We start from the raw sequence: 20,988 nt of genomic DNA on the forward strand, positions 1-20,988 counted from the left end.
CGGTTGCGGAAGTATCCGGTGGGGGCGGGACTCGGAAGTCTTTGCCCGACGTGATTACCCACGTCTTCCACATTCCAGCGTTTGGCTCTATCTGATCCGATTGGGCGAAAGCGAAGTTCCCTGACAAAAGGATTAGCGCGCAGGCCCTGCTAAAGCCGCTAAGCATTTTCGACCCCCATAGTTGATCCCCGGCCCAAAGACGGAAGGTTTTCTGTTTTGACGGCCGTCCCATTTTCTATTTTAGCCCGCTCTAATTATACCGCGAAGCGCTGCCAAGTGAAAGGATCAATGAGAGCAGGATCAAGGAGGCCGCTCTAGCCAAGATCGATCCGTATAATGGACAATCGCCTGGCCGGTTCAGGGCTGGCGACAAGCTATTGGCGTTTTTAGACAAACTCTGATCCCTGCCGGAGCTAGGGACATCGCGGTGAGGGCCGCGACGTCCATGCCGACCCCACCAATTATCGAGGAACTTTCAGTAGGCAGGAAAGCGCCAATTGCAGTCATCGGCCTCAGGTCGATGACTGTCTTAGAGGATAGCTTTTCCGTTTATGCAGGTAACGACATTGCCGCCAACCCAAATATCTTCAGATTCGAGCCGGACATGTACCCGCCCTGACCTGCCCAAGACCGTCCCTTGCGCAGCTATGTATGAAGGCGGCGCGAGATTTGCGGAAATGAGCCATTTTGCCAAACCCGCATTTAGGCTACCAGTGACTGGGTCTTCGTAACCAGCGGCGGTGAAGGCGCGGACCTCGAAATCCACACCATCGACGTCCCCCAAACATGGTGCAATCAGGCCTACCCTTAGTCCGGAAATACTCTGGTAGTTCGGACGGACGCGTAGGACATCCTCTCTGCTTTTCAGGAGCAAGGCCATCCAACCGGGACCGTTGTCTACCCAACTCGCATCGACTATCATCTCAGGTGACAGACTTAGACCGCTCATAACTCGTTTCATTAGATCGTTATCGATATGTCCAGTCCTGATCAAATCTGGAGCCAGAAATGAGAGGATATCGCCGTCTCTTCTGATCCGGATCAAACCCGCCTGACATTCCTGGATGACAACTGGCTGCTTTGGCTTTCCGCCCAAGGTCAGCCATGCGTGGCAGCTACCCAAAGTCGGGTGTCCGGCAAAGGGTAGCTCCTGATGCGGCGTGAAAATTCTGACGCGATAATCAGCATCCGGGACCGTCGGCTTTAGGAGGAAGGTCGTCTCGCTTAGATTGGTCCAGTTGGCAAACTTGGCCATCGTTGATGTATCAAGATCGTCCGCATCCACTACCACCGCAAGTGGATTTCCACCCATTCGCTCCGAGGAAAAAACATCAACCTGTTGAAACGATAGCTCTTTAAGATTGCTGTTCATAGCATCTCCTACTGTTCGAATAGCGTGCGCCAATGTCTATACACAAGGGGGCTGCAGAATGCCTTTCGGAGTAACGGATGCAGACAAAGATTTCCGCTTCGGGCATACCCGGTCTTCCAAAGCGTTCAAATTATGCCGAGCTTTTAATCCTTGATTACCGGAAATCTCGGGCTTTAGGGAATGGGCTCGGCATAGTTTCGGACTCGGGATAAATTCCTGACCTTCATATCGATACGCTGAAGGCGAAATCCCGGAATTTCCAATAGATATTCGGCTATCGGTGGCTCACTCGGAGGATAACGGCCCAATGAACATGATCGACTTGAAGGAACGGATCATCGTGATCACAGGCGGTGCGCGCGGCATCGGCTACGCTATCGCAGAGCGCGTCATCCAGTCCGGTGGCAAGGTGGCCATCTGGGACCTGAACGAAAACATGGCGAAGGACAGCGCTTCCGCTCTCGGATCTGGCACGGTCGCTTTCGGCGTCAACGTCGCAGATCCCGTATCAGTGAAAAATGCGGCGGCGGCGACCGAGGAGATTTTTGGCCGTATCGACGGCCTCGTCAATTCCGCCGGGATTACCGGTCCGGTCAAGCCCACGATCGAATACGATTTCGGTGAATGGAAAGACGTCGTCGATGTCTGCCTCACGGGAACCTTCAATTGTTGCCGGCACGTCGTTCCGGTCATGTTAAAGCGCGACTACGGGCGGATTGTGAACATCTCTTCGGTTGCGGGCAAGGAAGGAAATCCGAACATCGCCGCCTACAGCGCAGCGAAAGCTGGTGTGCTGGGCTTCACCAAGTCTCTTGGCAAGGAACTCGCAAAGACAGGAATCGCCGTGAACGCGGTAACGCCAACCACAGCAAAGACACCTATATTGGACGGGCTGACATCCGAGTTTATCGAATATATGCGCGTCCGCATTCCGCGCGACCGTTTTGTTGAACTTCACGAGATCGCTTCGATGGTCGTCTGGCTGCTCTCCGAGGAGAACTCCTTCACGACCGCATCGACGTTCGACCTGAGCGGCGGTCGTACGACCTACTGACCATGCTCAAGCGACCCGCATTCACATCCCGCCGCACGTTCACGTGACATCGCCGTCATCTCATGCGGCCTGGCACAACGCCGCTATTGCTCCGCCACCGCAGTTCCAGCTGTTCAATCACTGCTGCTGTTGTGGCTGCGGGCCTGGCGTTGCCGGATTGGCGAGGTCGATCGAGCCCTGATCGCCGGCCAGAAACTGCGGGCCGACCTGACGGACGCGGTTCTGTGTGGGATCGTAGGGGCGCTCGGGAACGGATGGTTGCGGCGCGGCGGCTGCGGCATCCTTCGCCGGGGGATTGGTGCGGATGGTGGTGATCGAGCCCTGCTGCGGCGGTTCGCTCACCGCCTGCTTGCCGCGCATCTCCTCATAATAGGCTGTGAGATTGCAGGCGCAGGAGGACTTTTCCCCGGGCGTGCGGTTCTTGTAGGCAAAGGCATTTTTCATGGCGCTGTAGGGCGTGCCCGTTGCGACCGAGATCATATTCGAGGCTTCGGTGCTCGTCACGTCACGATAGAACAGTTCAGTCTCGATGCCCGGGCACATCTTGGCGCAGGTCTGAGCATCGCGGCCGAAATCGACCGACGTGGCGTTCGAGCTGATCGGGAAGAAGCCGCCGTCGCAGCTGCGCACGCACATGGTGCTGACCGGCGAGAGCATCTCGGCCCGGGGCAGGCCGTAACGCGGATCGACCTCTTCGCCGCCGCCGAGCGGAATGAAGGTATCGGTGCGTAGCGCCTGTTCCTCGACGCTTGGCGCGGGGTCGGCGGCGCTGCGATCGCTCGGGGCATAGAAGTTTTCGCTGTTGCAGCCATTGCGGTCGAGAGCCGCGACCAGTTCGCGGCGCGCGTCGTCATCGGCGCTGTTCTGGTCGGCCAGTTCGTTGCGGCGGTCCTGGAGATAGTGGATATTGTCGATCATGCGCGCTTCGGACTGCGAAAGTTCGGCGCAATAATCGTCATTCTCGCCGCCGATCACCACCATGCTGCCCGAGGTGCAGCCATTGCTGCGCAGCTCGTTGCGAACCTTGCGCAGCTCGAGGTTCTGCTCGGCCATGGCGCTGGAATATTGGCGGGCTTCCGGGCCGTTGCCATTGCCGATCGATCGCGGCAAGTCGGCAAGGCGACCGTGCAGGTCCTCACAGACGGCGCTGTTTTGCGCGGCGGCAGGCGCCGCAAAGGCAAGGAGAAGGGCAAGAGACAGGTTTCGGCGTTTCACGGCGTCGTCCCGGAATGAGCAAAGAATCGATCGGTCGATTGCGGCCTCGATCGCCGCGCGTTGTCTCTTAACGTGTTTCTCTTAATAAGCTTGGAGAAAATCCTAGCGCATTTTCGCGATCTTATCCAGCAAATGCGGGCGACCCATCTGTTGGGGGGAATTTGTTGTGCCGCCAAAAGCGGGACTTTCTTCTTTCAGTTTTCCGGGACTCGATTCTTCTTCTCGCTCGCCAGATCAGCTTTCATAGCTACCTCCGCCACTACCCCCCAACGAGGGATGGGGAGAATTCCGGTCGCTGCAATGCCGCTTGGCGCCGGGTAGGTTTACAGACGGTGCATTCTTTATGATACCGCACTTACCACGCCTCGATCACGGCCAGTGCTTCGATGTTGACGCCGCCGCGGGAGGTGATCAAGACGTGGGATATGGGGGCAGGTCGCCGCAAGCCGCAGCGGTCTTGCGGTGGGCACGGCGAAGGCGAGAAGGACGGCGAAAATGTCAGGTATTTCCAACGAACTTCGCTCCCCTGCTGCGACAGTCGGGATACCCGAAGCCCAACACGGCCTCCACGTCTTCGTGGACGGTTGTCATGAACCCGGTTCCGGGCACGGGGGCTGGGCATTTGTCGCCTATCGTGATGCCGCAGAAATCGCCTCCGGCTTCGGTGGCGTCGAGGATTCCGCCAATAATTCGATGGAATTGACCGCCGTCCTCAGGGCGGCAATCTGGATCAACAGCGGAGCAAGCGGCGAGCCCGCGACTATCTGGTCCGATTCCGTCTATGCCGTCAAAGGCTGCAACAGCCGGCGACATATCTGGAAGAACAACGGCTGGAAGAAAAGCAATCCGAACGGGAATGCCCGAAGCCGAACGATCGCCAATGCGGAATTGTGGAAAGCGGTCGATCTTCAACTATCCCAGAATGGTCTGGTGACCATTGCCTGGTGCAAGGGCCATTCCGGCATTGGCGGCAACGAGCGCGCGGATGCGCTTGCGGATAAAGGGCGTCTGTCGTTACGAGGTGCCTGATATGGCATCAGGACATGTATCGGAGCGGCTTCAAGGGCCGCTCGCACCAGAGGATTTTATCCCAGGCCCCGGCCTGATATCTGCTGCATATCAACCGGCTGCAGATGCTCGGGACAAGCCCGAGCATGACGAAAGGGTGGCCGACTTTGTCAGCAGTCTGAGCCGGCTCAGGCCGGTTGCGATGCCTCGACGACGGCGAGTGCCGCCATGTTGACGACGCCGCGGGAGGTGACCGAGGGGGCGAGGATATGGGCGGGCAGGGCGGTGCCGAGCAGGATCGGGCCGACATGCAGGCCGTCCGTCATCGACTTCACCACACCGAGCGTGATGTTGGCGGCATCGAGGTTCGGGAATACCAGGAGGTTCGCCTCGTCGTGCAGCGTCGTGTCCGGCATGACGCGCTTGCGCAACGCTTCAGTGATGGCGCTTTCGCCGTGCATCTCACCGTCGACCTCGAGGTCGGGTGCGGCTTCGCGCACGAGCTGCAGGGCGTTGCGCATCTTCGTGGCGCTTTCGGATTCACGCGAGCCGAAGTTGGAATGCGAGACCAGAGCGGCGCGCGGGGTGATGCCGAAACGGCGGATTTCCTCGGCCGCGAGCACCGTCGCCTCGGCGATCTCTTCGGCGTTCGGATTAAAGGTGACGTAGGTGTCGGTGAAGAAAGTGGCGCCGCGCTGCGAGATCATCAGGCTGAGGGCTGAGAAGTCGCGGACATCCTTGCGTTTGCCGATGATCAGGCGGACGTCGCGCAGATGCTTCTCGTAACGGCCTTCCAGGCCGCAGATCAGCGCATCGGCCTCACCGCGTCTCAGCGCCAGCGCGCCGATGACGGTGGTGTTGGTGCGTACGATGGTGCGGGCGGCTTCCGGGATGACGCCGCGGCGGCCGACGAGGGAGAAATAGAGATCGACATATTCGCGGAAGCGCGGATCGTCTTCCGGGTTGATGACCTCGAAATCCTGCAGCGGCCGGATGCGCAGGCCGTAGCGCTTCAGGCGTGTCTCGATCACTTGCGGGCGGCCGATCAGGATCGGTTCGGCAAGGCCTTCCTCGAGCAGCACCTGGGCGGCGCGCAATACGCGTTCGTCCTCGCCTTCGGAGAAGATGACGCGCTTGCGCTCGGCGGCCTTGGCGGCGGTGAAGATCGGTTTCATGACGAAGCCGGAGCGGAAGACGAAGCGGTTCAGCTGGTCGAGATAGGCGTCGAAATCCTGGATCGGGCGGCGCGCGACGCCGCTCTGTTCGGCGGCCTTGGCGACCGCAGGCGCGATGCGCAGGATCAGGCGCGGATCGAAGGGCGAGGGGATCAGATAATCGGGGCCGAAAACCGGGGTCTCGCCGGAATAGGCGCGGGCGGCGACATCCGACGGCTCTTCGCGGGCAAGGGCGGCGATGGCGCGCACGGCCGCCATCTTCATTTCCTCATTGATCGTCTCGGCGCCGCAATCGAGCGCGCCGCGGAAGATATAGGGGAAGCAGAGGACGTTGTTGACCTGATTGGCGAAATCCGAGCGGCCGGTGCAGATCATCGCATCGGGGCGGGCAGCACGGGCGAGATCCGGCATGATCTCCGGCGTCGGATTGGCAAGCGCCATGATCAACGGCTTGTCGGCCATCTGCGCCAGCAATTCCGGCTTCAGCACGCCGGCCGCCGACAGGCCGAGGAAGACGTCGGCGCCGCCGATATTTTCCGCCAGCGTACGCGTGTCGCTCTTCTGGGCATAGATGGATTTCCATTCGTCCATCAGCTCGATGCGGCCCTCATAGACGAGGCCTTCGAGATCGTGGACCCAGATGTTTTCGCGTTTTGCCCCGAGAATGACAAGCAGGTTGAGGCAGGCAAGGGCGGCGGCACCCGCGCCGGAGGCGACGATCTTGATGTCGGCGATGTTCTTACCGGCGAGTTCCAGCCCGTTCAGGATCGCGGCGGCGACGATGATCGCCGTACCGTGCTGATCGTCGTGGAAAACGGGGATCTTCATCTTCTCGCGCAGGCGCCGCTCGACCTCGAAACATTCCGGCGCCTTGATGTCCTCGAGGTTGATGCCGCCGAAGGTCGGCTCCAGCGAGGCGATGGTCGAAACCATCTGGTCGACGCCTGCCGCGTCGATCTCGATATCGAAGACGTCGATGCCGGCGAATTTCTTGAAGAGCACCGCCTTGCCCTCCATAACAGGCTTGGAGGCAAGCGGGCCGATATTGCCGAGGCCAAGCACGGCGGTGCCGTTGGAGATGACGGCAACGAGATTGGCGCGCGAGGTATATTCGGCCGCCATTTCGGGATTGTCGCGGATGGCAAGGCAAGGGGCGGCAACGCCGGGCGAATAGGCAAGCGCCAGGTCGCGCTGGTTGCCGAGCGGCTTTGTCGCCTGGATCTCCAGCTTGCCGGGGCGGGGATAGCGGTGGAAGAAAAGCGCCTGTTCGTCGAGATCGCCGCTCGTCAGATTCTTTTCCGTCTTCGATTTTTCCGGGTGATCCATCGCCGCCTCCGTGCACGTCTTTTGGGGAGTTCCCTCCATACATCAATCGGATACGGGCGACAGTATGGAAATGAGGGATGGGAGAAGTTTTCGTGAGATGGGCGGGGGACCCGCGGGACGACCATTCGACCCTGATGCCAATGGCTAATCCTTTTGGAAAACTTGTTTGACGACCTCAACAGGCGCAGGATGCCGGACGCGACGGTGCGGGGCGCCGGTCGCATGGAGGAAATCATGGACAATTTGAACCTCACGACCCTGCAAAGGGGGCAGACGATGGTCAATGACGTGGCCATCGATGCTTTTGCCGCCGGATTTCGCGGCAGTCTCCTGACCAGTAAAGACATGGATTACAACGAAGCGCGGACGATCTGGAATGCGATGATCGACCGCCGGCCCGGGCTTATCGCGCGCTGCGCCGGTGCTGCCGATGTGGTGCGGGCGGTGCGGTTTGCACGCGACAATAATCTGCTCGTTTCGGTGCGTGGCGGCGGCCACGGCATCGCCGGCAATGCTGTCTGCGAGGGCGGTATCGTCATCGACCTGTCGGCGATGAAATCGGTGCGGGTCGATCCGCAGACGCAGCGTGCCAGGATCGAGCCGGGCGCGACACTCGCCGACGTCGACAAGGAAACGCTGGCCTTCGGGCTGGTGCTGCCGACCGGCATCAATTCCACCACCGGCATCGCCGGCCTGACACTCGGCGGCGGTTTCGGCTGGCTGACCCGCAAATTCGGGCTGACGCTCGATAATCTGCTTTCGGTTGATGTGGTGACGGCCGATGGCGAGCTGGTCAAGGCGAGCGAAAAAGAAATGCCGGATCTCTTCTGGGCGCTGCGTGGCGGCGGCGGCAATTTCGGCGTCGTGACTTCTTTCGAATTCCAGCTCAACCCACTCAACACAGAGGTTCTCGCTGGGCTCGTCGTGCATCCCTTCGCCGATGCTGAAAAGGTGCTCAAGGAGTACCGGCAGGCGCTGGAGGCGGCCCCTGACGAACTGACCTGTTGGGTGGTGATGCGTCAGGCGCCGCCGCTGCCGTTCCTTCCGGCCGAATGGCACGGCAAGGAGATCGTGGTGCTGGCCATGTGCTATTGCGGAGACATTGCGGCGGGCGAAAAGGCAACGGCCAGATTGCGCGCGATCGGAAATCCGATTGCCGACGTCGTCGGCCCAGTGCCGTTCACCGGCTGGCAACAGGCATTCGACCCGCTGCTCACGCCCGGTGCGCGCAATTATTGGAAGAGCCAGGATTTCGCCTCTCTCTCGGATGCGGCGATCGACGTCCTGCTCAACGCCGTGCGCAAGCTGCCCGGACCGGAGTGCGAGATCTTCATCGGCCATGTCGGTGGTGCCGCTGGCCGCGTACCCACCGAGGCGACTGCATTTCCGCAACGAAGCTCGCATTTCGTCATGAATGTGCATGCGCGCTGGCGGGAAGCCGGGATGGATGGAAGCTGTATCGGTTGGGCGCGGGAGCTCTTCGAGGCAACCAAGCCGCATTCGGTCGGCACCGCCTACATCAACTTCATGCCGGAGGACGAGGTCGATCGGGTCGAAAGCGCTTACGGCGCCAACTACGGTCGCCTTGCCGAAATCAAGCGGCGTTACGATCCGAACAATCTGTTCCGGATGAATCAGAACGTGAAACCGATGGCGGCGGTGCGAGCTGCCTGACGGGACTGGCGTGGAATCAAGGCGTTGGAGCCTCCGCCGCGCGTTTGCTTAACGCGCGGCGGACCTGCCCAAGGCGAGCCGCAACCGCGCGGTGATGTCGCTCCAATGCATTGAGGCGATCCTCATGATAGAGTCGGTTTGTGGCCAACGTCCTCGCCATCAAGGGGCTCTAGTTTCGGGGCAAGGCCACATGACGCATTGATGTTCGCTGCGCTTGAGGATTGGGCCGAATACGGCGCTGGCAATTTGGTGAGCGTGACCCGCCACTGGTTCTGTAGCGGCGCTCTGCAAGGCGTCGCTAACCGCCGGGCATCGGCGTAAGCGTCACGTCTGCGCCATAGGCATCGCGCAGTTCGCCTTCCTGTCCCGGCTGCCGGTCGGCGGCCTGATGCAGCAGGATCGACTCGTATCCTTGCGAGCGCGTCCCCTCGATCAGCGTGATATCGGCGTTTCCAGGATTGTCGGAGCGCTCGAACCACTCGACAGGGCGGTGCAGGAAATTCATTTCGACCGCCCGGTTGGTGACGCCATGACCGACGATCACAACGTCGCGGTCGCTATTTTCGGCATCGTGCATAACGGTCTGCAGGAACAGGCGCACCCGCTGGGCCACATCCGCCCGGCTTTCGCCATCCGGCGGCCGCGCGTAGAACTTGCCGCTGTTGCTGCGCAGCCTCGCCCATTTTTCGAACTCCTCGGGAAACTTCTGCTTCTGTTCGGCGTGGTCATAGATTTCGGTGAAGAGACCGAAATCCTGCTCGCGCAGCAGATAATCTTCCCTGATATCGCCGACGACGCTTTCCGGCAGGGCTTCGAGCAGCGCATCCTTGCTCTGCCGCGTCCTCAGAAAGGGCGAGTACCAGATCTGCAGCTTGCCGAAACCCGCGCTCGGCAATGCGTTGAGATAGGAGGCGATCACGCCGCCTGCCTCGAGTGCCTGCCGATGGCCCCACTGCGTCAGCGGCACGTTGTGATCGCCGAATTGGCGGTAGGCCTGTTCGTTGATGTTGCCGAGGGATTCGCCGTGGCGAACGAGAAAAAGACGCATCAGCCATCCCGCATTGTCGGATATGAATCGCCGCCATCATGAACGCCCTGAATGCGCAGGGCAACATGGTAGGCCTGGCGGCGACGGGCATCCTGCCCGCGCGGCGACAGGCATCCTGCCCGCGCGGCGACAGGCATCCTGCCCGCGCGGCGACAGGCATCCTGCCCGCGCGGCGACAGGCATCCTGCCCGCGCGGAATGATCGGGTTTGCAGCGCTTTTCCCGGTCTTGTCATCTTCCTGAAACACGAGTCTGTTTTTGGAAGGCTAGATGAAAGATGGGACATGAGCGGCAGCTCGTGAAAGACATGATGGAACCCAGACATTTCCGCACGCTCTTCATTTCCGATGTCCATCTCGGCTCGAAGGCCGCGAAGGCCGACTTCCTGCTGGATTTCCTGCGCCACCACGAGGCCGATACGATCGTGCTGGTCGGCGACATCGTCGACGGCTGGCGCCTGAAGCGCAGCTGGTACTGGCCGCAGGTCTGCAACGATGTCGTCCAGAAGCTGTTGCGCAAGGCGCGCAAGGGCACGCGCGTCGTCTATATTCCCGGCAATCACGACGAATTCCTTCGGGCCTTCCCGGGCATGCATTTCGGCGGCATCGAGGTCGTCGAGCGCATGATGCATGACGGCGCCGACGGCAGAAAATATCTGATCCTGCACGGCGACGAGTTCGACGTCGTCGTCCGCAATGCCCGACTGCTCGCCTATCTCGGCGACTGGGCCTATGACACGGCGATCCGTATCAATATCATCCTAGCGGCGGTGCGCCGTCGCCTTGGCATGCCCTACTGGTCGTTCTCGGCCTGGGCGAAGCTGCAGGTCAAGCATGCCGTCAATTTCATCGGTGAATTCGAGCGTGTCGTGGCAGAGGAAGCCCGCAAAAATGGCGCCGATGGGGTGATCTGCGGACATATCCATCATGCCATCATCCAGGATATGGACGGTATCCGTTACATCAACACCGGTGATTGGGTGGAAAGTTGCACGGCGGTCGCTGAGCACGAGGATGGTACGTTCGAACTGATCACCTGGCGGGCGCTCGCCAGCAGTGTAACAGCACTTGCCGCCGTCGAGCGGGAAGACGCAGAACTGGCTCCACAAGCCGCCTGATTTTGGCGCCGGCGCATCCGCGCCTGCGCTCCCTCGAATTTAGCCGTTACCGTTAGGCGACAGGCCCTATTTATTTTCTAAAACGTTTCAGGACGGCTATTTCTCGCAATAGTCGCCTCCAGGGTGGTGTGTTAGGACAACGTCCAGTTTCCTTCAGGTCCACCCATGATTCCCGCTCAAAATTCCCCGACGGGTGAGGGAGCGCCGCCGCGCTTCCGGATGCTTAGCGCGCTTTCCTATTGCGCGCCGCTGCTCGTCAACGGCATCGTCCTGCCGTTTTTTCCCGTGTGGCTCGCAACCCACAGCTTCAGCGACCACGAGATCGGCATCATCCTTGCCATACCGATGGTGGTTCGCGTGTTGGTGGCGCCTGTCGTCGCCATGATCGCCGATCGATTGAAGGAGCGCGCCGACGTGCTGCTCTGGTCGGGTTGCCTGTCGCTGCTGACGGCGATCGCGCTGTTCTGGACGACGACCTTCTGGCCCGTGACGATCGTCTATGCGCTGCAGGGCGCCACTTTCGCGCCCTATGTGCCCGTCGTTGAATCGATCGTCATCTCGGGCGTGCGCCGCTGGGGGCTCGATTACGGATCGATGCGCGTGTGGGGCTCGATCGCGTTCATCGTCTCGACGCTGGTCGGGGGCCAGTTGATCAGCCGGTGGGGCGGCGAAATGGTGCTGCCGGTCATGGTGTTCGGCTTTATCATGACCGTTGTCATGGCGATCTTCTGTCCGCGCATCGGACCGACGCGACGGCGCGGCCAGCCGATCAACATTCCGGCAGCCACCGGCAGCGGTCTGCGCGAGCCGCACCTTCTGCTGCTTCTGATCGGCGTCGCCATCCAGCAGTCGAGCCATGCGGTGCTGAACGCCTTTTCCTCGATCTACTGGCATCATCTCGGCTTCTCCGGCACGCAGGTCGGCCTGCTCTGGAGCGCCGGCGTCGCTTCGGAAGTGACTGTGTTCTTCCTGTCGAAGCGTCTCAACCGTCGCTTCGACGCCTGGACGCTGATCCGCTTCGGTTGCGCCATCAGCGTCTGCCGCTGGATACTGTTTCCGATGAATACAGGCTTTGCCGGTTTCTTCCTGCTGCAATGTTTCCATGGCTTTACCTACGCCTTCGTGCATACCGGCGTGCAGCGGCGGATCGTGGCGACCGTGCAGGAAACGCAGGAATCCTCGGCGCAGGGCGCCTATTTCTTCTATGTCGGCATGGCGATGGCGCTGATGACCCTGGCGTCGGGTTATCTCTATGCCTGGCTCGGCGTCGTCAGCTATTACGTCATGGCCGTGGTCGCGTTCTCCGGCCTCGGCCTCGTCATCTCAGCCTATTATCTTCAGCCCCAGAGGGTGGTTTCGGGCGGAAAGACCAGGGAAGCGGCGTAACGAAGACCGGGTTCGCGGTCGCGGGCAAGCAGCAGCGGACCGTCGAGATCGACAAAATCGGCATTCTGAGCAAGCAGAACGGCGGGCGCCATGGCAAGCGAGGTGCCGACCATGCAGCCAATCATGATGCTGAATCCAAGCCGTTCGGCCTCGGCCTTCATCGACAGCGCCTCCGTCAGGCCGCCCGTCTTGTCGAGCTTGATGTTGATCGCGTCGTAGCGGTCGGCAAGGCTTGCGAGATCGCCGGTGTGGTGGACGCTCTCGTCGGCGCAGACGAGGAGCGGGCGGCGGATTTCAGCAAGCAGCCCATCGCGGCCGGCCGGCAGCGGCTGCTCGACGAGGGCCACACCCGCTTGCGCCGCGATATTGAGGTGACGTTCCAACACCGCTTCCGGCCAGCCTTCATTGGCGTCGAGGATGATTTCGGCATCGGGCGCGGCGGCGCGGACGGCGCGGATGCGGCTTTCATCGTCGCCGGTGCCGACCTTGACCTTGAGCAGGGCGCGGCCGGCATGCTCGCGCGCCTGGGCGGCCATCACCTCCGGTTCGCCGAGCGAGATGGTGTATGCGGTGGTGAGCGGCTGCGGAGCGGAAAGGCCGAGGCGGGCGGCGACGCTGTCTCCTGTCTGCTTCGCCTCGAGGTCCCAGAGGGCGCAATCGACGGCGTTGCGGGCCGCACCCGGCGGCATGGCGGACAGCAGGTCGCTGCGTGAGATGCCGGCCTCGATCAGCGGTCGAGCCGCCTCGATTTGGGCGAAAACGCTCTCCATCGTCTCGCCGTAGCGGCGATAGGGCACGCATTCGCCGAGCCCCTGCGCTCCCTCTTCGACAAGCGTGCAGGTGATGACCTCGGCTTCGGTCTTTGCCCCGCGCGAGATGGTGAAGGTCCCGGCAATCGGAAAGGAATTCATCTGGATATCGAGGGTGCGCGGCATTATTGCTCTCCTGCAAGCATGGAAATTGCACGGTGCTTCTGTATATTGACGCGCCGGGCGAACGATCTGCTTCGCGATTCGCGCAATGTCGCTGTAAGCCTTGAAAGACACAAGTATCTTGAACGCCGAGAATCGCAACGCCGCCTCACTGCAAGTGGACGACCAGGCTGATGGCTCGGGACAGCGTGTGCGTCTTCAGGGAAATTGGCGCAGCGCCTACATCCATCTGGTGCTGCGCGATTTCGAAAAGCTCCTGCAGAAGAAGACCGGCGACCTGACGGTAGACCTCTCGGACATTGCGGAGATCGACACAGCCGGCATCTGGCTGCTGTGCCGGCTGAAGAAACAAGAAGAGGCTGGCGGGCGTACGGTTCGCTTCGAAGGCACCAACCCGCATATCGACGAAATGCTGGAGATGTTTTCCGAGGAGCCGGCCAAGCCCGAGCCGGAGCAGACTGAAAAAGTATCGCTTGCCGCGCGCATCTTCGCGCCGATCGGCAAGATGACCTACGACCTCTGGGACAATTTCGCCGCCTCCATGTATATCCTCGGCTCGGCGGTGCGCGGCGCGCAGATGAAGTTCGGCCGCGGCAGCGGCGTTTCGCCAGCCTCCATCGTCAACCAGATCGACCATATGGGCGTTCGCGCCGTTCCGATCATCTTGCTGATGTCTTTCCTGATCGGGGCCATCATCGCCCAGCAGGGCGCCTTCCAGCTGCGTTACTTCGGCGCTGAGGTCTTCGTCGTCGATCTCGTCGGCATCCTGCAATTGCGCGAAATCGGCGTGCTTCTGACGTCGATCATGATCGCCGGCCGTTCGGGCAGCGCCATCACCGCCGAAATCGGCTCGATGAAGATGCGCGAGGAGATCGACGCGCTGAAGGTGATGGGGCTGAACCCGATCGGCGTGCTGATTTTCCCGCGGCTGGTGGCGCTGACCATCGCGCTGCCGCTCTTGACGGTGCTCGCAAATTTCGCTTCGCTGGGCGGGGCTGCCGCTGTCGCCTGGGGCTATTCCGGCATCACCTTCGCCAATTTCCTCTCGCGCCTGCATGAGGCGGTGACCCTGTCGACGGTGCTCTCAGGCATGATCAAGGCGCCGTTCATGGCGCTGGTGATCGGCATCGTCGCCGCCGTCGAGGGGCTGAAGGTTGGTGGCAGCGCGGAATCGCTCGGCCAGCATGTGACGGCCGCGGTGGTGAAGGCGATTTTCGTCGTCATCCTGATGGACGGGCTTTTTGCGATGTTCTATGCAGCGATCGATTTCTAGGATGGCGGACCGCGTGGACGAAAAACCGATCGATACGGAAGACAAGGACGAAAGGGACATCGTGCTGTCGGCGCGCGACGTCACCGTCGGCTTCGGCTCCAAGGTCGTGCTCGACAATCTGAACCTCAATATCTACCGCGGCGAGATCCTGGGCTTCGTCGGCGCGTCCGGCACAGGCAAATCGGTGCTGATGCGCACCGTGCTCCGGCTGCTGCCGCGCCGCTCCGGCACGATCAAGATCCTCGGCCAGGATTTCGACGAACTCGACGAGCCGCAGCGCAACGCGCTCGACATGCGGCTCGGCGTGCTGTTCCAGCAGGGGGCGCTGTTCTCGTCGCTGACAGTCAAGGAAAACATTCAGGTGCCGATGCGCGAGTATCTCGACCTGCCGACCTCGCTGATGGACGAGCTGGCGCATCTGAAGATCCGTATGGTCGGGCTTGCAGCCGATGCCGCCGACAAATATCCATCCGAACTGTCCGGCGGCATGATCAAGCGCGCAGCCCTTGCGCGCGCGCTGTCACTCGATCCGGAACTCGTCTTCCTGGACGAGCCGACCTCCGGCCTCGACCCGATCGGCGCGGCCGAATTCGACGAACTGATCGCCAACCTGCGCGATAGTCTGGGATTGACCGTGTATATGGTCACGCACGACCTCGACAGCCTGTTTTCGGTCTGCGACCGTATTGCCGTGCTCGGAAAGAAGCGAGTAATGGTGGAAGGCACGATCGACGACATGCTGGCCTATGACGATCCGTGGGTGCAGGCCTATTTCAAGGGCAAACGCGCGCGGTCGATCGTGCCGCAGAACGCTGCTGCCGCGCGGCACGACAGCAGCGGAAAGTGACCGGATAAGATGGAAACCAAAGCCAATTACACGATTGTCGGTTTTTTCACGGTGCTGGTGATCGCAGCCGCCTTCGGCTTCGTCTACTGGATGGCCGAATATGGCCGCGGCGGCCCGATGACGGAACTGATCGTTCGTATTCCGGGCTCGGCCAACGGCCTCAGCGTCGGCTCGCCGGTGCGCTTCAACGGCATCCAGATCGGCTCGGTGCAAACGCTGTCGATCGATGCCGACGATCCGCAATATTCGCTGGCCTTCACCCAGGTGCGCACCGATGCGCCGATCTACCCCTCCACCAAGGCCGCCCTGGAAATCCAGGGTTTGACCGGGGCTGCCTATATCGAACTGTCAGGCGGCCGCAAGGGCGAGGAAAGCATCCTCCAGCATGCGATCGACAACGGCAAACGCGCCGTCATCGTCGCCGACCAGTCGAGCGTCACCAATCTTCTGGCGACGGCCGACAAGATCCTCGATCGCGCCAACGACGCCGTCGGTGAACTTCAAGGTTTCATCGAGGATTCGCGCGGGCCGCTGACCGAGACGTTCAAGAATGCCGAAACGTTCTCGGATGCACTGGCCAAGAATTCCGGCAATATCGACGCCTTCCTGCAGAGCGTCGGCCAGCTCTCGGAGACGGTGAAGGCGGTTTCCGGCCGAGTCGATTCGACGCTTCAAGCCGTCGAATCGCTGGTCAAGGCGGTCGATGCGCAGAAGATCGACAACATCGTTTCCAATGCCGAGAAGATTACCGCCAATGTCGCCGATGCCTCGGGCGACCTCAAGGGCGCGATCCAGAAGTTCGACCAAACGGCCACCACCTTCAATGATTTCGGCAAGCAGGCGCAGGCGACACTCGACCGCGTCGATACGCTCGTTGCCCAGATCGATCCGGCGAAGGTGAAGGGCTCCGTCGACGATATCTCGCAGGCGACCAAGGATGCGCGCGCCGCCGTCGCCTCGATCCGCGATGTCGCCAACACGGTTTCGGCGCGTCAGAAAGATATCGACCAGACGATCCAGGACGTGTCGCAGCTTTCCAACAAGCTGAATTCGGCCTCGACCCGCATCGACGGCATTCTCATCAAGGTCGATGCGCTGCTCGGCACCGACAATACGCAATCGCTGTTCGCTGAAGCGCGCGATACGCTGGAATCCTTCAAGAAGGTCGCCGACAACCTGAATTCGCGCATTGGGCCGATTGCCGACAATCTGCAGAAATTCTCGAGCGGCGGCTTGCGCGACGTGCAGACTCTCGTCAACGACATGCGCGGAACCGTGAGCAATCTGAACGATACGATCACCAACTTCGACCGCAATCCGCAGCGCCTGATCTTCGGCGGGGACACGGTGAAGCAATATGACGGCCGGACGCGGCGTTAACTGGGAAATCAAGGGTAGCCTAATATGGTCGCATCGCATCTGTTGTCGCACCGTTCTTGGATCAGGGGAACGGTGATCGCGCTGCCGCTGACGGCGATGATTCTTTCGGGGTGCGGCACCGCGGCCAAGAACGACACCTATGACCTGCCCGCCGCCGTCGACGGCAGCGGACCCGCGGCCAAATCCCGCCAGATCCTGATCGCCAGCCCCACAGCGCTAAGGTCGCTCGACAGCGAGCAGATCGTCATCCGTGTTTCGCCTTCGGAAATCCAGTATCTCTCAAAGGCGCAGTGGGGCGACAAGCTGCCGCGCATCGTGCAGTCGAAGCTGGTGGAAGCCTTCGAGAACTCGGGCAAGCTCGGCGGCGTCGGCATGCCGGGGCAGGGGCTGGCGATCGACTACCAGATCGTCACCGATATCCGCTCCTTCGAGATCGATGCTTCGAACGGCAACCAGGCGGTGGTCGAGATCTCCGCCAAGATCCTCAACGATCGCAATGGCTCGGTGCGCACTCAGAAGGTTTTCCGGGCCATGGCGCCGGCCGGCGGCGACAATGACGGCTTCGTCAAAGGCCTCGATCGCGCCTTCTCCACGGTTGCCTCCGAGATCGTCAGTTGGACCCTGCGCTCAATCTGAACTGGAATTCCGCGGCCACCCCGTGAATATCGGGGGTTGTCGATTGTGAAAATTATTTGATCCCATGGCATAGGGGTCGTCATCGTATTCAATTTCTTCATGAATTTGTGGAACGCATCATGTTATCGCTGTCAGGAGGCATGCTGCATGGTGGCTGCACGAGTATTCGGGAAATCGTCATTGGAGGCGATCCAACGCGAAAATGATCGCCTGGCTGCGCTGCAGCAGCTCGATCTCCTCGACACTCCGAGGGACGAGGGCTTCGAGCGCATCGTACGCCTGATAAAGGAAATCTTTTCCATCGACATCGGCATTGTGTCGCTGATCGATGCGCATCGGCAATGGTACAAGGCTTGCTCCGGCCTTTCGGCCGACGAAGTGTCGCGCGAAGACACGTTCTGCCGCTACGTCGTGGACTGTGAAAGGCCTGTTGTCGTGCAGGACGCCACCAAGGACTCGCGGTTTTCACAGCATCCTTCGGTGACGGGCGACGACAATATTCGTTTTTACGCCGGCGTGCCGTTGAGAACAAAAGCCGGGCACATGATCGGAACGGTATGCGCGATCGACCGCAGGCCACGATCGTTCGGCAACAGAGATCTCGGCATTCTCGAGGAACTGGCCGGGGCTGCGATGGACCGCATCGAGCTCATGCAGTCGGCCGCGATTGACAGCCTTACCGAGGCGATGACGCGGCGGGCCTTCAAGCAGGAGGCCGATCAGCTCATTTCGCTCGCTCTTCGGCACAAGCACGACCTCTCATGCATCGTCTTCGATATCGACCATTTCAAGAAGGTGAACGATACGCATGGACATGCCGCCGGAGACGAGGTCCTCAAGGTGGTGGCATCGACCTGCAAGGCGACCCTTCGAGCCGGTGATCTGTTCGGCCGTCTTGGCGGCGAGGAATTTGCCGTCATCCTGCCGCATGTCGATCGGGAAGGTGCCGTCGCAGTCGCCGAGAAACTCAGAGCCGCCATCGCCTCTGAGATCATTCGCGGCGATCATGGCGCTCTGACTGTTACAGCCAGCTTCGGAACTTCGGCACTCTCGATCGTCAGCAAAGAGATCGAAACCCTGCTGGCTCAGGCGGATGCGGCGATGTATCAGGCCAAGCATGGCGGACGGAATCGTTGCGTGTCGTGGAGTTCCATCCACGCCGATCACGCCATTGGCGCTCGACGGCGGGTGCTGAAGGCGGGTTCGATCCTGTTCAACGATCGACGCTCGACCATCGACTGCACAGTCAAATCCATTGGATCGGAGAGCGCCGGCATTTCGGTCTCCAATACATCAGGCATTCCTTCGGAATTCATTCTGGCCATCAAAGGCGAAGGATTCGAAACGAATTGCAGGGTGATCGCGCAAGACCGGCAGCATCTGGAAGTGGCTTTCAGTTAACCCGTTAGAGCGCCGTGCGTCCTTTCGGACGCATTAAGGACGCTCTAACTCTTTCAATCCTCGTATCGTGCTTTCCGAAAATCGATTCCGATTTTCGGGCCGATGCGCTAGCAAAAACCTGCCGGCAGGTGTCTGCTCATCGGGCCTATTTGGTCGGCTGCGAATCCGTCATCGTCGCTCCCGGCTGGCTGCCCGGTGTCGTGGAAGCTGTGGCGGTCGATGACGGCGAGAGAGTGCTGTCCAGCAGGCTTGCCATCTTGTCGTCGCGTATGCTCGCGGTCTTTTCGCCCATGACGACGCCGACCACGCGGCGGCCATCCTTCAGCGCCGACGTCACCACATTGTAGCCTGATGCGTCGGTGTAGCCGGTCTTGATGCCGTCGACGCCGTTATAGCGATACATGAGGTTGTTATGTCCGCGCAGCTTCATGCCGCGGAACTGGAATCCGCGCATCGAGAAGAGCTTGAACTCCTCTGGAAAGTCGCGCATCAGCGAAACGCCGAGTGTCGCCATATCACGCGCGGTGGTGACCTGCTCAGGATCGGGAAGGCCCGATGGATTCTTGAAGACCGTATCCTTCATGCCGAGCTGACGTGCCTTGTCGGTCATCGCCTTGGCGAAAGCCGGTTCGGAGCCGCCAAGCTGCTCGGCGATCGCCACGGCCGCATCGTTGGCGGACAGCACGACAATCCCTTCGACCGCTTCGCGCAGCGTCACCTTGCGGCCGGCGCCGACGGCGAGCTTGAAAGGCTCCTTGCTCTCGGCATTTTCCGACATGGTGAGCTTCTGATCCCAGTTGAGGCGTCCGTCATGCAGGGCCTCGAAGGCGAGATAGAGCGTCATCATTTTGGTCAGCGACGCCGGATAGTTCAGATCGTCCTGATTGGAGCCTTCAAGGACCTGACCGGACTGCACATCAACGACGAAGCTTGCCTGGCCTGCCTGAGCCAGAGTGAAAGCGCCCATCAGGAAAACGGAAGAGAGCGCGGTGGCAAGGAGCCGGGATGTCGTCTTGGTCATCAATGTTGCTGTCTCTATCGTTTGGATGGTGGAGTGAGCCATTCGCTTTAATGTGAGCGGATCAGAAAAGTTTGTGACGGAATGAAGGACAGGGGGCAATAAAAAAGGGTCATCCACAACTGATTCCTTTTGTCTCACCCTCTTCGGTTTTGACAATGATGCGCTCGGCTCGTAGAAAACTCGCCATGAGCATGAAGCGCGCGCCTTTCTCCCGTCATATCAGCACCTGCCTGCAGGTCGCGATCGCGCGCGCTTTTGGCGGACGAGGTCTTCGCGTCCTGCTGTGACGTTGGGGCGCTCAGGCGTCCGGCGCGCTGCTGGACGTAAAGCCCCTCACCACGTCAATCAAGGCTGCCAGGGAGACAGGCACCGTGCTCAATATTTATCATGTCAATTCGCTCGTCCATTGGGAGGAGCGCGAGATCAATCTGCGCGATCATATGGTCGGCTTCCTCTCGCAAGAGGTCCGCAGTTTTCTTAGATCCGTCAATCCGGCCTGGGATGTCAGGAGGGTCGAGGCGCCGGCCCTGATGCCGCGGTCGCTGGTTTCAAGCGCCTATTCGAACGCCGATATCTGGGTTCAGGAACAGCTCTCCGCCAGCGATACTATGCTGGTGCTGAGACCGGAGACGACGCCGTCGACCTACATCTACATGCAGCATATTCTCGGCAATCACTCGAAAACACGGCTGCCCCTCTGCGTCTGGCAGGCCGGCAGATCCTATCGTCGCGAGCAGGAGCAGCCGACCAAGCAAATGCGGCTGAAGGAATTCTGGCAGCTCGAATTCCAGTGCGCCTTCACGGCCGACAGCGGCAACGACTATCACGCCGCCTGCCTCGAGCCGGTCCGCCGCATGATCGCATCGCTGATCCATCTGCCGACGCGGATCGTACCCTCCGATCGGCTGCCGGCCTATTCCGAGGTGACGATGGATATCGAGGTCGACAATGGCGACAAGTGGATGGAGGTCTGCTCGATCTCGCGACGCACGGATTTTCCCCAGCGTTACCGGTCGCAGCCGAAGAAGGGAGCGGCCGTCGACCACGACGTGCTGGTGCTTGAGATCGCCATCGGCCTCGATCGGTGCATTTATAACTGGAGCGTAGCCGCCGATCGATGAGAT

Annotated in this window: 17 protein-coding genes; 11 read left to right on the forward strand and 6 right to left on the reverse strand. The window is 60.6% G+C overall.

Annotation, left to right across the window (positions count from 1 at the left end; translation table 11 throughout):
* Nucleotides 1–529 precede the first annotated feature (529 nt).
* A complete protein-coding gene (locus tag BS629_RS29185) occupies nucleotides 530–1,372 on the reverse strand; it encodes a PhzF family phenazine biosynthesis protein (protein WP_018242251.1) in 843 nt (280 codons plus the stop codon).
* 307 nt (nucleotides 1,373–1,679) lie between these two features.
* Between BS629_RS29185 and BS629_RS29190 the strand changes: the two genes are divergently transcribed.
* Nucleotides 1,680–2,426: an SDR family NAD(P)-dependent oxidoreductase gene (locus BS629_RS29190; protein WP_018242250.1), complete on the forward strand. Its 747-nt coding sequence runs from the start codon at nucleotides 1,680–1,682 to the stop codon at nucleotides 2,424–2,426.
* A gap of 117 nt (nucleotides 2,427–2,543) precedes the next feature.
* Here BS629_RS29190 and BS629_RS29195 read toward each other — a convergent pair whose 3' ends face one another.
* A complete protein-coding gene (locus BS629_RS29195; RefSeq protein WP_018242249.1) occupies nucleotides 2,544–3,641 on the reverse strand; it encodes a DUF2865 domain-containing protein in 1,098 nt (365 codons plus the stop codon).
* Nucleotides 3,642–4,136: 495 nt separating this feature from the next.
* Between BS629_RS29195 and BS629_RS29200 the strand changes: the two genes are divergently transcribed.
* On the forward strand, nucleotides 4,137–4,670 hold the full coding sequence (locus BS629_RS29200; RefSeq protein ID WP_018242248.1) for a ribonuclease H family protein: 534 nt from the start codon (nucleotides 4,137–4,139) through the stop codon (nucleotides 4,668–4,670).
* A 167-nt stretch (nucleotides 4,671–4,837) separates the two neighbouring features.
* Here the strand turns inward: BS629_RS29200 and BS629_RS29205 are convergent, their stop codons facing one another.
* On the reverse strand, nucleotides 4,838–7,150 hold the full coding sequence (locus tag BS629_RS29205; protein ID WP_018242247.1) for an NADP-dependent malic enzyme: 2,313 nt from the start codon (nucleotides 7,148–7,150) through the stop codon (nucleotides 4,838–4,840).
* A gap of 234 nt (nucleotides 7,151–7,384) precedes the next feature.
* On the opposite strand from BS629_RS29205, the gene BS629_RS29210 reads away from it, so the two are divergent.
* A complete protein-coding gene (locus BS629_RS29210) occupies nucleotides 7,385–8,824 on the forward strand; it encodes an FAD-binding oxidoreductase (RefSeq protein ID WP_026188413.1) in 1,440 nt (479 codons plus the stop codon).
* A gap of 298 nt (nucleotides 8,825–9,122) precedes the next feature.
* Here the strand turns inward: BS629_RS29210 and BS629_RS29215 are convergent, their stop codons facing one another.
* Nucleotides 9,123–9,872, reverse strand: coding sequence for a histidine phosphatase family protein (locus BS629_RS29215; RefSeq protein WP_018242245.1), 750 nt, complete (start codon nucleotides 9,870–9,872; stop codon nucleotides 9,123–9,125).
* Nucleotides 9,873–10,148: 276 nt separating this feature from the next.
* On the opposite strand from BS629_RS29215, the gene BS629_RS29225 reads away from it, so the two are divergent.
* Nucleotides 10,149–10,988, forward strand: coding sequence for a UDP-2,3-diacylglucosamine diphosphatase (locus BS629_RS29225; protein WP_018242243.1), 840 nt, complete (start codon nucleotides 10,149–10,151; stop codon nucleotides 10,986–10,988).
* A 165-nt stretch (nucleotides 10,989–11,153) separates the two neighbouring features.
* Nucleotides 11,154–12,374 carry an MFS transporter gene (locus BS629_RS29230; protein ID WP_018242242.1) on the forward strand — a complete coding sequence of 407 codons (1,221 nt, stop codon included), beginning with the start codon at nucleotides 11,154–11,156 and terminating at the stop codon, nucleotides 12,372–12,374.
* On the opposite strand, the gene dgcA is transcribed toward BS629_RS29230, so the two are convergent.
* Nucleotides 12,326–13,309, reverse strand: coding sequence for an N-acetyl-D-Glu racemase DgcA (gene dgcA, locus BS629_RS29235; RefSeq protein ID WP_018242241.1), 984 nt, complete (start codon nucleotides 13,307–13,309; stop codon nucleotides 12,326–12,328). The two genes, BS629_RS29230 and dgcA, sit on opposite strands and share 49 nt — an antisense overlap.
* Before the next feature lie 100 nt (nucleotides 13,310–13,409).
* Between dgcA and BS629_RS29240 the strand changes: the two genes are divergently transcribed.
* The 5 genes from BS629_RS29240 to BS629_RS29260 all read left to right on the forward strand — a co-directional run bounded on the left by BS629_RS29240 (nucleotide 13,410) and on the right by BS629_RS29260 (nucleotide 18,843).
* Nucleotides 13,410–14,579: an ABC transporter permease gene (locus tag BS629_RS29240; protein ID WP_018242240.1), complete on the forward strand. Its 1,170-nt coding sequence runs from the start codon at nucleotides 13,410–13,412 to the stop codon at nucleotides 14,577–14,579.
* A gap of 1 nt (nucleotide 14,580) precedes the next feature.
* Nucleotides 14,581–15,426 (forward strand): ABC transporter ATP-binding protein, encoded by an 846-nt coding sequence (locus BS629_RS29245; protein ID WP_003559847.1) that lies wholly within the window; start codon nucleotides 14,581–14,583, stop codon nucleotides 15,424–15,426.
* Nucleotides 15,427–15,435: 9 nt separating this feature from the next.
* Nucleotides 15,436–16,806, forward strand: coding sequence for an MlaD family protein (locus BS629_RS29250; RefSeq protein ID WP_018242239.1), 1,371 nt, complete (start codon nucleotides 15,436–15,438; stop codon nucleotides 16,804–16,806).
* Between the two features lie 24 nt (nucleotides 16,807–16,830).
* Nucleotides 16,831–17,442, forward strand: a complete 612-nt coding sequence (locus BS629_RS29255; RefSeq protein WP_018242238.1) for an ABC-type transport auxiliary lipoprotein family protein — start codon at nucleotides 16,831–16,833, stop codon at nucleotides 17,440–17,442.
* 147 nt (nucleotides 17,443–17,589) lie between these two features.
* Complete coding sequence (locus BS629_RS29260) at nucleotides 17,590–18,843, forward strand: sensor domain-containing diguanylate cyclase (RefSeq protein ID WP_018242237.1); 1,254 nt, start codon at nucleotides 17,590–17,592, stop codon at nucleotides 18,841–18,843.
* Between the two features lie 145 nt (nucleotides 18,844–18,988).
* Here BS629_RS29260 and BS629_RS29265 read toward each other — a convergent pair whose 3' ends face one another.
* Nucleotides 18,989–19,864 carry a D-alanyl-D-alanine carboxypeptidase family protein gene (locus BS629_RS29265; protein WP_018242236.1) on the reverse strand — a complete coding sequence of 292 codons (876 nt, stop codon included), beginning with the start codon at nucleotides 19,862–19,864 and terminating at the stop codon, nucleotides 18,989–18,991.
* Nucleotides 19,865–20,235: 371 nt separating this feature from the next.
* Here BS629_RS29265 and BS629_RS29270 point away from each other — a divergent pair, with 371 nt between their 5' ends.
* Nucleotides 20,236–20,985, forward strand: coding sequence for an aminoacyl--tRNA ligase-related protein (locus BS629_RS29270; protein WP_018242234.1), 750 nt, complete (start codon nucleotides 20,236–20,238; stop codon nucleotides 20,983–20,985).
* Nucleotides 20,986–20,988: the final 3 nt, after the last annotated feature.

It is taken from the genome of Rhizobium leguminosarum bv. viciae USDA 2370, assembly GCF_002008365.1.
Lineage (GTDB): Bacteria > Pseudomonadota > Alphaproteobacteria > Rhizobiales > Rhizobiaceae > Rhizobium > Rhizobium leguminosarum.

Bases quoted from the DNA above. Each gene is read 5' to 3' on its own strand.
- BS629_RS29185 (WP_018242251.1), bottom strand. From the start codon at position 1,372: ATGAACAGCAATCTTAAAGAGCTATCGTTTCAACAGGTTGATGTTTTT.
- BS629_RS29190 (WP_018242250.1), top strand. From the start codon at position 1,680: ATGAACATGATCGACTTGAAGGAACGGATCATCGTGATCACAGGCGGT.
- BS629_RS29200 (WP_018242248.1), top strand. From the start codon at position 4,137: ATGTCAGGTATTTCCAACGAACTTCGCTCCCCTGCTGCGACAGTCGGG.
- BS629_RS29205 (WP_018242247.1), bottom strand. From the start codon at position 7,150: ATGGATCACCCGGAAAAATCGAAGACGGAAAAGAATCTGACGAGCGGC.
- BS629_RS29210 (WP_026188413.1), top strand. From the start codon at position 7,385: ATGGACAATTTGAACCTCACGACCCTGCAAAGGGGGCAGACGATGGTC.
- BS629_RS29215 (WP_018242245.1), bottom strand. From the start codon at position 9,872: ATGCGTCTTTTTCTCGTTCGCCACGGCGAATCCCTCGGCAACATCAAC.
- BS629_RS29225 (WP_018242243.1), top strand. From the start codon at position 10,149: ATGGGACATGAGCGGCAGCTCGTGAAAGACATGATGGAACCCAGACAT.
- BS629_RS29230 (WP_018242242.1), top strand. From the start codon at position 11,154: ATGATTCCCGCTCAAAATTCCCCGACGGGTGAGGGAGCGCCGCCGCGC.
- dgcA (WP_018242241.1), bottom strand. From the start codon at position 13,309: ATGCCGCGCACCCTCGATATCCAGATGAATTCCTTTCCGATTGCCGGG.
- BS629_RS29245 (WP_003559847.1), top strand. From the start codon at position 14,581: ATGGCGGACCGCGTGGACGAAAAACCGATCGATACGGAAGACAAGGAC.
- BS629_RS29250 (WP_018242239.1), top strand. From the start codon at position 15,436: ATGGAAACCAAAGCCAATTACACGATTGTCGGTTTTTTCACGGTGCTG.
- BS629_RS29255 (WP_018242238.1), top strand. From the start codon at position 16,831: ATGGTCGCATCGCATCTGTTGTCGCACCGTTCTTGGATCAGGGGAACG.
- BS629_RS29260 (WP_018242237.1), top strand. From the start codon at position 17,590: ATGGTGGCTGCACGAGTATTCGGGAAATCGTCATTGGAGGCGATCCAA.
- BS629_RS29265 (WP_018242236.1), bottom strand. From the start codon at position 19,864: ATGACCAAGACGACATCCCGGCTCCTTGCCACCGCGCTCTCTTCCGTT.